The following is a 12465-nucleotide window of genomic DNA, read 5'->3' on the forward strand; positions in this document are numbered from 1 at the left end:
AAGCAGGTGAACACCCACTTGGGACAGTGCAAGGACCCCAAAATGCCAAAAGACAATACTATGACCGCATCCGGCAGCTTGACTGCCACGCAGCTTGAACAATACCAAAAAGACGGGTTTGTCAGCGGCGTTAGAGTGTTTGACAGCCAGACCGTTTCTGAACTGCGCAGCGCCATTGAGACGCTGGAGGCCACGCATAGCGGCGGCGCCGACGGCAGCAGTCTTGCCCAGTATTTTCGTGTCAACGGCCATATCGTGATCCCGTTGTTGGCCAAACTGGCCGCCACTACGGCCATTCTGGATGCCGCGCAATCCGTCCTGGGCGACAACCTGCTGGCCTGGTCGGTTGAATTATTCATCAAGGAACCCGGGTCGGACAAAACCGTGTCCTGGCATCAGGACATCACTTACTGGGGCATGGGAGAGACCAATGACGAGGTCACCGCCTGGGTCGCGTTGAGCGATGTTTCCGTCGAAGCCGGCTGCATGCGCTTTATCCCCGGCAGCCACACCAACGGCATCGTTGGCCACACCGATACTTTCAGCGCCAGTAATCTGTTGTCGCGGGGGCAGGAAATTGATGGCATCGACGAATCCAATGCCCGCCACGGTCCGCTGCGACCAGGAGAAATGTCACTGCATCACGGCCGGTGTTTCCACGCGTCAGGACCAAACCAGTCTACCGACCGGCGGATTGGGCTGGCCATTCGCTATGTGACGCCAGAGGTGCGGGATGGCCTGCCCGGGCGGGACTACGCGATGTTGGTCCGCGGCGTTGACGAGCTGCAGGGATGGATAAACATCGCTGGCCCTCAGGGCTTGTTCACCGCGCCGGACCTGGCACTTTATCAGCAGATTCTGCGTGACCAGGAAGCAAATTTGTCAGAGGGTGCCGAACAGAATGTAGCACTATACGACACCGGGAGAATCAATACATGAACGTCAAGGTCATCGAGGACAACAAGGTACAAAAGGTCTCGTTCACCCAGATGAAGGACGGCACCAAGGATGAGTTCCTGATGCTGCACGAGCTGGAAAAACCCTATCTGGGCCTGACCGCCATGCGCATCATGGATGAGCTGCGCCGCCAGGGCGAAGTCACGCTTGAGGGCTATCAGATCACCCGGCTGCAACATGGGCTGCAATCGGCCACCCGAGCCGAGGCGGATGGAGCCGATATCGACTGGATCGTCGGGGCGCTGCTGCATGATATCGGTGACGGGCTGGCGCCGCAGAACCACGATCGGTTTTCAGCCGAGGTGATCCGTCCTTTTGTCCGTTGGGAAGTGTCCTGGGTGGTTGAGCATCATGGGTTGTTTCAGATGCTGTATTTCGCCCGACATTACGGCTGGGACGAAAACGCCCGCGATCGCTATAAGGATCACATCTGTTTCGACACCTGCGCCGCCTTTTGCGAACGCTGGGACCAATCCTCGTTTGACCCGGAATATCCCACCAAGACGCTGGAGCATTTCGAGCCGATGCTGAGCGAAGTATTCGCGCGCAAAGCCTACGACCCGGCGGTTATCCAAGAGGGTGTCTCAATCGGCCTGTAATTCAGTTTAACACTCAGCTTGCGAGAGCAACTTTCGCAAGCTGAAATGCAGGATCTGCCGACCCTAAGCGCACCCATGAGCTTTAGGTTCACCAAGAAACACATCGGCATGTTTCCAGCAGCCGATGGTGCCAGGTCGCGGGGGTAAGCTCCTTCGGCTTACGGGCTCTTCACAAGCGCCCCATCGACGTCAACCGCGGGTTGGATCCTATAATAATGAGAGTTCCCTGGGAAAATATCGGTCAACATGTCGCCTTGAGAAAAGCCAGGTCGCGAAACAATCGGACAATGGCGCCAGCAGTTTTTTACACTGCGGCAACTGGAACGAGGAACTCTGATGTCTGTCACCGATCTGTCCGCCGTGCGCACGCCCATTGATCAGGCCCGGGGGCTGCCCAATGCCCATTATATCGATGACACCGTTTTTGCCGAAGAAAAGCAGGCTCTGCTGTATGGGCAATGGGCTGGGCTGGCCGTGGCGGCGGATGTGCCTGAACCCGGCGATGCAGTGCCAATTGAGTTTCTGGACATCCCACTGCTGCTGATCCGCGATCGCCATGGCGTGGTGCGGGTGTTCCAAAACACCTGCCGTCACCGTGGAATGATTCTGGTCGATGCGCCTCGCAAAATAGAGGGTGCAATTCGCTGCCCCTATCACAGCTGGTGTTATGCCACTGATGGCAAGCTTGTCAGCACACCGCATGTGGGTGGCCCGGGCATCAACACCCACGATGGCATCGACCGGGATCTACTGGGTCTAATCGAAGTCCGCAGCCATATCTGGCGCGACGTCGTTTGGATCAACCTCTCAGGCGAGGCCGAGGCGTTTGAGCAGGCCATGGGTGAGGTCATCGCCCGTTGGGCAGAATTTGATACTGCGCTGTATCACGGCGGAGCCGACAGCCGGTTCCAGTTGGATCTGAACTGCAACTGGAAACTGGCGGTCGAGAATTACTGCGAAAGCTACCACCTGCCCTGGGTCCACCCCGGGCTGAACAGTTACTCCCGGCTGGAGGATCACTACCATATCGAACAGCCCGGTGCGTTTTCCGGTCAGGGCACTTGGGTCTATCGCCAGCTCAAAAACAGTGACGGCACGGTGTTTGCTGATTTTGACGGGCTGAGCGATAAATGGGACCAGGCGGCAGAATATATCGCCGTCTACCCCAATGTGCTGCTTGGGGTGCACCGAGACCATGCCTTTGTGATCCTTTTGCACCCCCAGGGGCAGGCCAGGACGCGCGAATATATCCATATCTACTACGCAGGCACCGACACTGACGCCACTCTGCGCCAGCGCAATACCGAACAGTGGAAAGAGGTGTTTGCCGAAGACGTCTTTGTCGTTGAAGGCATGCAGCGCGGACGCAATGCACCGGGCTTTGACGGCGGTCGGTTCTCTCCGGTCATGGATGGGCCAACGCATTTGTTTCACGATTGGGTCGCCGCAAAGGTGCAAGCGCATCGCGCGCCGTCAAAGACCGTCGACTGACCCCACTGAAGACCCGGCTACTGGCTGCACATGCGGCCGGGGCCACCGCCGCAGTCCAGAATGCTACGGGGGCCGGCCGGTATATGCAGCGAGATGGCAGAGCAAGGCGGGCCTGATGTCAGCGCCTTCGCGGTGCCATTACTGCGGCTCTTGAATGTCGAGCCCATAAGATTTGCTGCAGGCGACAAGAGCGCTGTAAACATCCGCATATGCCGGATGCTCTGATCCAAGGTTTCGCAATTGCCAGTAGTCATCCTTCAGATCGTAAAACTCGGTGGTGCCATCCTCATATCGGACCAATCGAAAGTCGCCCTTGCGAACCGAGACGTCATTGTGATGAAATGTAGGGACCACCCGATCTGGATTTGTTTGCCCCTGAACTTGCGGGCGCAGGGACCGGCCGAGGCAATTGTCGAGCGGCGGCAGGTCCGCGTAATCTAACACTGTCGGCCCAACATCAATGAGCGCAACAGGATCCTGTACCTCCCGCGGCGATGTCTGGGCTGGATCATAAATGATGAACGGAACCCCCGCGACCTGTTCCCAAAGCGTTGTTTTTTTGAAATTGTCTCTGTTTCCCAGATGGAATCCATGATCCGAGAGTAGAATAACAATCGTGTTCTCGGCATGTTTGGACGCCTTCAGGGCCTCCATAATGCGCCCAAAGTGATAGTCACCATGACTAAGGGCAGAGAAATAGTTTCGAACACTCATTTTCCACCATTTTTCCGGTTTATCGGCAATATTTGGCGGGTAGTTCAGTTTAGAATAAGGTGTTTCGTCGAAGCCATTCTCCCATTCCTCGGGTTTCTTGAAGTTCCGAACATTATACATTTCCTTGAAACGAGCTGGCGTATAATGGGGGCCGTGGGGGCTATAAAATCCAATTTCCCGGTAGAACGGTTCGCTCCGGTCGTAGTCTTCAATAAACTTAATGGCGGAATCGGCAGACTGGTGGTCATAATACATTGCGTCGTCTTTTTCGTCCGGCGTTCCAAAGCCACGCCTGTGGCCGCCAAATTTATCCTTTTCCACATCGTCTGGTAAATTCATGTCACTTCTGAAACGTTTTTGCTCGTCTGAATAAATCACCCGGTGATATCGCCTGCGCAGTGGCCGGTAGTAGTGATGCACTTTTCCGCCTGATGAACAGAAATAACCATTTTGCTTCAACTGACAGGACCACATGTCTGCGGCGGAAATGCTCTCAAATACATCGTCCTTGTTTTCAAAGACGCCCAATTGGTGCGGTGTTCTACCAGACATAAAGCTCGCCCGCGAAGGGCCACAAATCGGCGATTGGCAATAGGCGGATTGAAATATGGTCGACTCTTGACAGAATTTTTCTAAATTCGGAAGGACCAGAGGTTCGTTGAAGACATCCTTGTATTTATAAAAAGGAACAGAGTCATCAAAACTGAATACAATAATATTTTTCCTACCGGTATTCATATTTTCAAATAATCCTTTGGGTTAGCCCCAGCCCCTGGCATGGGATTGGCACAAAGTAGAATATTTCCGCGTATACGCATATGCATGACTTGTTTCACACAAGCCCCCCCAAGTGAAGCGCCCTGAAACCCTCTGACATGCCCCAGGTGGTAGTGGCCTTTGGGTCAGGGGCTCGGGGGAGCCGGGCCAGCGGTCATCGCCCAGCCCCGAAGACTGTCCCCGAGAGGGCCGCAGCTTAGTCGCGGGCCATCATGCGCGCCATTGGGGCCACCGTGAGACCTTGAACAAGGATCGAGAAGATCACCACCATATAGGTGACGCTCAGGATCATTGGTTTCCATTCACTGTCGGGCAGCGCCAGCGCCAGCGCGATCGAGATGCCGCCTTTGAGGCCGCCCCAGGTCATCAGGGGAATGATATCGCCCTTGATGACGCCGGGGCCATTCAGCATGATATTGGGAACTGCAACCGCCGCCAGACGCCCGAACAGGGCAAGTGCAATGGCATAGACACCCTGCAAAAGGTAGTCATCCGTGATCGCGAAAATCTCGAACCCAATCATCACAAAGAGGATCGCGTTGAGGATTTCGTCGATCAGCTTCCAAAAGGCATCGACATATCCCCGGGTTTCCTCGCTCATGCCGTCGCGCATGCCCACATGGCCAATGAACAGGCCGGCAACTACAGCCATAATCGGAGCCGAAATGTGCAGGTAGATCGACAGGATGTACCCGCCAAAGGCCAGCGCCAGGGTGATCAGCACTTCCAGAGCATAATCGTCAATCCGCTTCATGATCTGGAAAGTGCCCCAGCCAAGGGCCGCCCCCATGGCAGCGCCGCCCAGCGCCTCGCGGACAAACAGGATGGCCCCATCAGAGACCTCCGTGGCATGGTCGCCAACAGCCGGGAACGCCATTGCCACCAGCACCAGGTAGATCACATAGGCCACACCGTCGTTGAACAGACTCTCTCCGGCGATCTTGGTTTCAAGTGATTTGCGCAAATTGGCCTCGCGCAGGACACCAAGCACCGCAACCGGATCAGTGGGAGAAATCAGCGCGCCAAAGACCAGCGCCACCAGCAGCGGCATGCCGGTGATCCACGAAAACCCAAATCCAACGATGGCGGTCGACAGCACAACGCCAAGCGTGGCCATCAGAAAAACCACACCCGCCTGGCTGCGCAGCTCGCTGATGGACACATGCAGTGCACCGGCAAAGAGCAACAGGCCCAGCATGCCTTCAAGCAGCGCTTCGGAGAATTCGAACTCGCCGACAATTTTGCGTACTTCATCGCCGATTTGCATCGAGGGAAACAAGATGTCGAAGCCCAGAATGCCCAGAGAGGCAAACAGGGCAACAACCAATATGCCAATCGCCTGAGGCAGTCTCAGGAAATGGTAGTTGAGGACACCAAAAAGCGCAGCGAGGACGATCAATGTTGAAGCAATTTGCAGCAGGTCCATCGTGGCTTCCTTGTTGAGTTGGCCACTAAGGCCCGTGTTCAGACATTGATCGCCCCAACGGTGATCTTACCGCATCAGGCGATCGAAACCAGCTCGAGCTCGAACGTCAGGTCCTTGCCGGCCAGCGCATGGTTGGCATCCAGCGTCACTGTCGCCTCGTCCACCTCGACCACTGTCACCGGCAACGCGTGGCCTTCGGGTGATTGCATCTGCAGCTGAGTGCCAATCTCCAGCGGGATGTCATCCGGGATCCCTTCGCGCGGGATGGATTGACGGGCGTCCGGGTTGATCGGGCCATAGGCCTTGGCACAGGGGATTTGGATGGTCTTTTTCTCACCAACAGTCATTCCCGACATTTCAGTGTCCATGCCTTCGATCACCTGACCAGTACCCACGGTGAACTCCAGCGGATCACGGCCGTCTGAACTGTCGAACACGCTGCCGTCCAGCAGGGTTCCGGTGTAATGGATGCGAACGGTGTCGCCATTTTTGACCACGGTCATTGGGGGTCCAATCTGTCAGGAATTTCAAACCGCATCAAACTATACAGTGACCCCAAAATGTAAAGCCGGACCGAACCCACCCCATTTGTATGCCATACAATATCCGGCTTCCCCCCTGCATAACCCTGTGCCACTGTTTCGGTGAGGGAGAACCGCATGCCGATCACCACCTGTATTTTCGACGCCTATGGCACTCTGTTTGACGTCGCCGCTGCGGCCCGGCAGGCAGCCGCCGAACCGGAGTTTCCACAATTGCAGGAGACCTGGGTCGAGCTGGCAAATCACTGGCGCCTAAAGCAGCTACAATACACTTGGCTGCGCGCCATCACCGTGGCCCATGCTGATTTCTGGGAGGTCACTCAGAACGGCTTGGATTGGGCGCTTGAAGCGATGGCGCTGAACGGAGACCCAAGGCTGCGTCAACGACTGCTGGACCTCTACTGGCAGCTACAGGCCTACCCCGAGGTCCCCGCCATGCTGCGCGCCTTGAAAGCAGCCGGGCTAAATACCGCCATTCTCTCCAACGGGTCACCCGACATGCTGGACGCAGCGGTACAATCGGCGGGTCTGGGCGATGTTCTGGATGATGTGCTTTCAGTGGAGAGTGTCGGCGTGTTCAAACCAGATGCACGGGTCTATGATTTGGTTGGCACCAGGTTCAACTGCCACCGCAACGAGGTGCTGTTTGTCTCCTCTAACGGTTGGGACGCGGCTGGGGCGGCCGGCTATGGCTTTACCACCGCCTGGGTCAATCGCGCAGGCGAACCCATGGACCGTCTTCCCTGGACCCCACAGCATGTGCTGTCTGACCTGACCTCTATCCCCGATCTCACAGCCAATTGACGACCAAGACCCCAACAACAGGACACAGCACCACATGACTTCATTGGCCATGATCAATGCCGCCGCCAAGCGGCTAAAAGGGCACGCGCGGGTGACACCGCTCCTGTCTTCGCCGTTTCTGGACGACCTCGCCAAACGTCGCATTCTGGTGAAAGCTGAGTGTCTGCAGCACACCGGATCCTTCAAGTTCCGCGGTGGCTGGTCGGCCCTGTCAGCCCTGGACAAAAGCGCACGCGCAAAAGGCGTGATCGCCTACTCCAGTGGCAATCACGCTCAGGGTGTCGCCCATGCCGCCACCCTGCATGGCGTGCCTTCGGTGATCGTGATGCCATCGGATGCGCCACAGCTGAAAATCGAAAACACCCGCGCATTGGGCGCCGAGGTCATACTATATGACCGCGCCAGCGAGGACCGCGATGCCATTGGCCTTGCCCTCGCTTCTGAACGCGACCTGACCCTGATCAAACCCTTTGACGAACCACAGGTGATCGCCGGTCAGGGCACAGTCGGGCTGGAGATTGCCGCGCAAGCCGCAGAGCTTGGCGTCACGTCTGGCGAGGTATTGGTCAACTGCGGCGGCGGCGGTCTGACCTCTGGCATCGCGCTGGCGCTAGAGGCCCAGGCCCCACAGATGCAGGTCCGCACCTGCGAGCCTGACGGCTTTGACGATGCTGCACGCTCGCTGATCTCAGGCAACATCGAACGCAACAGCCGCAGTTCGGGGTCAATTTGCGATGCGATCCTGACCCCGTCGCCGGGGGAAATCACCTTCCCGATCATGAAACGTCTCTGCGGTGGCGGCCTTGTGGTCAGCGAAGACGAGGCGCTGCACGCGATGGCACTGGCCTTTTTGCGGCTGAAGATTGTGCTGGAACCCGGCGGTGCGATTTCACTGGCCGCCGCTTTGTTCCATGGCGATGAGCTGACCAGCGAGGTGGCAATCGTCGTCGCCACCGGCGGCAATGTCGATCCCGTCATCTTCACCGAGGCCCTGCGACGTTTCACCTGACTGCGCTTTGATCCCTGGGGGCGCCCTTTACCCCTGCGCCCCTTCCCGTCTACAGAGGCGCAAACCCAGCGTGAAAGGCAGACTATGCAAGTTGCAGATCTAGGAGATGTTCAGCTGCACTATCGGATCGACGGCGATCCGGATGGCGCTCCGGTGGTATTTGCCAACTCGCTGGGCACGGACCTGCGGCTCTGGGATGCGGTTCTGCCGCATCTGCCGACCGGGTTGAAACTGATCCGCTATGACCTGCGCGGCCATGGGCTGTCCTCAATCCCGCTTGCACCCTACTCTATGGGGGCGCTGATCCGCGATGCCGAGCGGTTGCTGGACCTGCTGGAGGTCCGCGACTGCGTCTTTGTCGGGCTGTCGATCGGCGGCATGATTGCCCAGGGGTTGGCGGTCAAGCGGCTGGATCAGATCCGCGGGCTGGTGCTGTCCAACACCGCAGCCAAGATCGGCACCGCCGCCATGTGGCGGCAACGCATTGATGCTGTGAACACTGCGGGGCTCGAAACCCTCGCCGATGCGGTGATGGAGCGGTGGTTCTCGCGCGGCTTCCGCGCCACGCCCGAGATTGCTTTGTGGCGGAGCATGTTGCTGCAGCAATCACCCGTGGGTTACGCGGGTTGTTGCGCGGCCATTGCCGGGACCGATTTCTACACCCCAACCAGCGGATTGCGATTGCCCACCCTGGGCATCGCGGGTTCTGAGGACGGCGCCACACCAGCCGATCTGGTACGTGAAACCATTGACCTGATCCCGGGATCCTCGTTTTCACTGATGCGTAAGGCGGGCCATCTGCCCTGCGTCGAACAACCAGAGGCCTACGCCAGCGTCCTCAGCAGCTTCCTGCGGAGGATCGGACACTATGGCTGAACTGCTTCTTATTCACGGCTCATGCCACGGCGCCTGGTGCTGGCGCGACCTGATCCCGGTGTTGCAGGCACAGGGCCACACCGCGCGCGCCATCGACCTGCCCGGCCACGGCGACAGCCGTGATCTCGCCTCGGTGACGCTGGAGCAGACGGCGGATGCAATACTGGCGGCCACAACCCCGGACACCATCGTGCTGGGCCATTCCTGGGGCGGTTACCCGATTTCAGCCGCCGCCGAGAAACAACCCGATGCCATGCGCGGACTTATCTATCTTTGTGCCTATGTGCCGGTGTCTGGTCTGTCGATCGCAGACATGCGCCGCAAAGGCCCACGCCAGACATTGACCGACGCTATCATCAAAGACCCCAGTGGCAGCAGCTATCAATTTGATCCGGACCGCGCCCCAGAGCTGTTTTATCACGACTGCCCACGCGACACGGAGGACTATGCACTATCCAACATATGCCCTCAGCCGATCCAGCCACAGGATACCCCGCTGGTGGTTACCGACCGCTGGCGCAATATGCCCAAGGCCTATATCCGCTGCACAAATGATCGGGTTATCCCCCCCGAGTATCAGGCCGAGATGGTGGCCGACTGGCCGCGCGCCCGGGTCCATGACATGGCGGTCTCCCATTCGCCTTTCTTTGCCGACCCCAGCGGTTTGGCTGATGTGATCACCCAGGTCGCAAAGGACATGTGATGGCCGCGCTGGCTACCAAAAACCAACTGTACAGCGACCTGTTGCCTGCCAAATTCGCCGACGTTGCGGCACTTTGGCACCATCAACACCCCTGACAGCTTTCCCTTTTATCACCCCGCCGCTAGGCTCCGGCGGTGCAACTTGAGATCCATTGCTGATGCGCTTACCGATCCTTTTCATTCTGACCACCGTGATGATCGACGCCATGGGCATTGGTCTGATCATGCCGATCATGCCGACACTGATTGTCGAGGTTCAGGACGGCAGCCTGGCTGACGCGGCGCTCTGGGGCGGCATCCTCGCCACCGCCTTTGCGGTGATGCAATTCCTGTTCAGCCCGGTGCTTGGCGGTCTGTCAGATGCTTATGGCCGCCGGCCGGTGCTGCTGCTGTCGCTGTTTATCATGGTGCTGGACTATCTGGTGATGGCGCTGGCAGGATCGCTCTGGCTGCTGCTGCTGGGGCGGCTGGTCGGGGGCGTCACCGCCGCAACCCATGGCACCGCAGGCGCCTATATGGCGGATATCTCCAAGTCGACCGAAAAGGCCGCAAATTTCGGCCTCCTCGGGGCGGCCTTTGGCGTTGGTTTCATTCTCGGCCCACTGATCGGCGGGCTGCTCGGAGAGCTGGGCACAAGGGCACCATTCTATGCAGCGGCCTTGCTGTCGGCGATGAACTTCGTGCTGGGCTGGTGTGTGATGAAAGAGACCGTCACCGACAAGACACGCCGCAGCTTTGACTGGCGCCGGGCGCATCCCTTTGGCGCCTTTCGCACCATGGCCCGCATACCCGGCATTCAGCGATTGCTGTGGGTGTATTTCCTCTACTCGGTGGCGATCTATGTCTACCCGGCCATCTGGGCCTATTTCACCAAGGAACGCTTTGACTGGTCCCCCCAGACAATTGGTATTTCGCTGGCGGTCTTTGGGCTGACGATGGCGCTGGTTCAGGGCGGTGCCCTGCGCCATGTGGTCCGAAGGTTTGGTGAACGCAACACGGTGATCTATGGCCAGATTTTCGACTTCGTCGGCTTCTCCCTGCTGGCCTTTATCACCAGCGGCACCCTGGCCCTGATCCTGACGCCGGTGGCCGCATTGGGCGGGGTGGTAACACCGGCGCTGCAGGCCATCATGTCGAAATCGGTGGCCGACAATCAACAGGGCGAGCTACAGGGGGTGATGACCTCGGTTCAGGCCCTGTCGATGATCATTTCACCGCTGCTCATGGCCTCGGTCTTTGCCCAGTTCAGCCGCGATGATGCGCCCCTTTACCTTCCCGGCGCCCCGTTCCTGGTCGCACTGGCGCTGATGTTCATCGGGCTGGTGATTTTCTTACGCACCCGGCACTCCGTAACGTAATAACGACCCATGGGTGACGGTTTTCACCTTGCGGCAACAGATGCCGCAGGTCACCGTGGCGTCAACAAAACGAGGGAGTTTCCATGCAAACCATAAAGGCAGCAGTCTGCCACGCGTTTGGCGCACCATTGGTCATCGAGGATGTGCTGCTGGCAGATCCCGGCATGGGCGAGGTCGAGGTGACGCTTGAGGCGGTCGCGATCTGTCACAGCGATATCTCATATGCCGAGGGCGCCTGGGGTGGCCACCTGCCGGCGGTCTACGGTCACGAAGCCGCCGGGGTAATCACCGGGTTGGGAGCGGGCGTTTCCGGCTTCGCCCAGGGAGACTCGGTGATCGTGACTCTCATCCGCGCCTGTGGCAATTGCCCAAGCTGCGCCGGTGGTCGGCCGACAATCTGCGAAACGCGCTATGACAGTGTAAACGGGCCGCTGAAGACCGCCGATGGCAGCCCACTGGATCAGGCCATGGCCTGCGGCGCCTTTGCCGAAAAAGTGGTGGTGGATCAGCGCCAGATCGTCAAAATCCCCGATAGCATTGGCAAAGATGTCGCCTCGCTGGTGTCTTGCGGCGTGATCACCGGTGTCGGTGCGGTTGTCAATGCAGCCCAGCTGCGCGCCGGTCAGGATGTGGTGGTGATCGGAGCTGGTGGCGTTGGTCTCAACGCCATTCAGGGCGCCCGCATTGCCGGCGCCCGCCGTATTATCGCGGTGGATATGAGCGAAGAGAAGCTCGAAATCGCCAAAGAATTTGGCGCCACCCACGGCGTTCTGGCCACGCTCGATAAACCCTGGAAGGCGGCCAACAAGGCCCTTGGCCGACGGGGAGCGGATGCGGTGCTGATCACCGTCGGCGCCATTGCAGCCTATGAACAGGCCCCACGCTATCTGGCCCCCGGAGGCAAGGCGATCATGATTGGCATGCCGCATTCTGGCGCTATGGCCAGTTACGAACCGGTGATGCTGGCCGCCACTGGCCAGGGTCTGATCGGTTCGAAAATGGGCGATGTGGTGATCCAGCGTGACATTCCCTGGATGATTGATCTGTACAGCCAGGGTCGGCTGAAACTGGACGAGCTGATCTCGGGCCGTTGGAGCCTGGATCAGATCAACGAGGCCATTGCCGATACCAAAACCGGCAGCGCCAAGCGCAATGTGATCCTGTTCAAGCGGTGAACCTGTCGCTGTCGTAGGGTGCGTGCTTGCACGCA

Annotated in this window: 12 protein-coding genes; 9 read left to right on the forward strand and 3 right to left on the reverse strand. The window is 58.5% G+C overall.

What is annotated here, in order from left to right:
• Positions 1 to 42: 42 nt before the first annotated feature.
• From QPJ95_RS04280 to QPJ95_RS04290, 3 genes are all read left to right on the forward strand, one after another.
• Positions 43 to 939 carry a phytanoyl-CoA dioxygenase family protein gene (locus QPJ95_RS04280; protein WP_270918410.1) on the forward strand — a complete coding sequence of 299 codons (897 nt, stop codon included), beginning with the start codon at positions 43 to 45 and terminating at the stop codon, positions 937 to 939.
• A complete protein-coding gene (locus QPJ95_RS04285; RefSeq protein WP_270918411.1) occupies positions 936 to 1556 on the forward strand; it encodes an HD domain-containing protein in 621 nt (206 codons plus the stop codon). The genes QPJ95_RS04280 and QPJ95_RS04285 overlap by 4 nt, the downstream gene beginning before the upstream one ends.
• A 336-nt stretch (positions 1557 to 1892) precedes the next feature.
• Complete coding sequence (locus QPJ95_RS04290; protein ID WP_270918412.1) at positions 1893 to 3047, forward strand: aromatic ring-hydroxylating oxygenase subunit alpha; 1155 nt, start codon at positions 1893 to 1895, stop codon at positions 3045 to 3047.
• Positions 3048 to 3185: 138 nt separating this feature from the next.
• Here QPJ95_RS04290 and QPJ95_RS04295 read toward each other — a convergent pair whose 3' ends face one another.
• The 3 genes from QPJ95_RS04295 to QPJ95_RS04305 all read right to left on the reverse strand — a co-directional run bounded on the left by QPJ95_RS04295 (position 3186) and on the right by QPJ95_RS04305 (position 6467).
• Entirely contained in the window at positions 3186 to 4499 is a 1314-nt protein-coding gene (locus QPJ95_RS04295; RefSeq protein WP_270918413.1) for a sulfatase-like hydrolase/transferase, read from the reverse strand.
• Positions 4500 to 4734: 235 nt separating this feature from the next.
• Positions 4735 to 5964, reverse strand: coding sequence for a cation:proton antiporter (locus QPJ95_RS04300; protein WP_270918414.1), 1230 nt, complete (start codon positions 5962 to 5964; stop codon positions 4735 to 4737).
• 74 nt (positions 5965 to 6038) lie between these two features.
• Positions 6039 to 6467, reverse strand: coding sequence for an FKBP-type peptidyl-prolyl cis-trans isomerase (locus QPJ95_RS04305; RefSeq protein WP_270918415.1), 429 nt, complete (start codon positions 6465 to 6467; stop codon positions 6039 to 6041).
• A gap of 156 nt (positions 6468 to 6623) precedes the next feature.
• Between QPJ95_RS04305 and QPJ95_RS04310 the strand changes: the two genes are divergently transcribed.
• The 6 genes from QPJ95_RS04310 (at position 6624) to QPJ95_RS04335 (ending at position 12430) form a co-directional block, all read left to right on the forward strand.
• Complete coding sequence (locus QPJ95_RS04310; protein WP_270918416.1) at positions 6624 to 7310, forward strand: haloacid dehalogenase type II; 687 nt, start codon at positions 6624 to 6626, stop codon at positions 7308 to 7310.
• A gap of 34 nt (positions 7311 to 7344) precedes the next feature.
• Positions 7345 to 8319 carry a threonine ammonia-lyase gene (locus tag QPJ95_RS04315; protein ID WP_270918417.1) on the forward strand — a complete coding sequence of 325 codons (975 nt, stop codon included), beginning with the start codon at positions 7345 to 7347 and terminating at the stop codon, positions 8317 to 8319.
• Positions 8320 to 8403: 84 nt separating this feature from the next.
• Positions 8404 to 9195 (forward strand): 3-oxoadipate enol-lactonase, encoded by a 792-nt coding sequence (pcaD, locus tag QPJ95_RS04320; RefSeq protein ID WP_270918418.1) that lies wholly within the window; start codon positions 8404 to 8406, stop codon positions 9193 to 9195.
• Positions 9188 to 9898, forward strand: a complete 711-nt coding sequence (locus QPJ95_RS04325) for an alpha/beta fold hydrolase (RefSeq protein ID WP_270918419.1) — start codon at positions 9188 to 9190, stop codon at positions 9896 to 9898. The genes pcaD and QPJ95_RS04325 overlap by 8 nt, the downstream gene beginning before the upstream one ends.
• 157 nt (positions 9899 to 10055) lie before the next feature.
• The gene (locus QPJ95_RS04330; RefSeq protein ID WP_270918420.1) at positions 10056 to 11255 is read left to right on the forward strand and encodes a TCR/Tet family MFS transporter; all 1200 of its coding nucleotides are present in this window, start codon (positions 10056 to 10058) and stop codon (positions 11253 to 11255) included.
• Positions 11256 to 11338: 83 nt separating this feature from the next.
• Positions 11339 to 12430, forward strand: a complete 1092-nt coding sequence (locus QPJ95_RS04335) for a Zn-dependent alcohol dehydrogenase (protein ID WP_270918421.1) — start codon at positions 11339 to 11341, stop codon at positions 12428 to 12430.
• Positions 12431 to 12465 lie beyond the last annotated feature (35 nt).

It is taken from the genome of Parasedimentitalea psychrophila (assembly GCF_030285785.1).
Taxonomy (GTDB): Bacteria; Pseudomonadota; Alphaproteobacteria; order Rhodobacterales; family Rhodobacteraceae; genus Parasedimentitalea; species Parasedimentitalea psychrophila.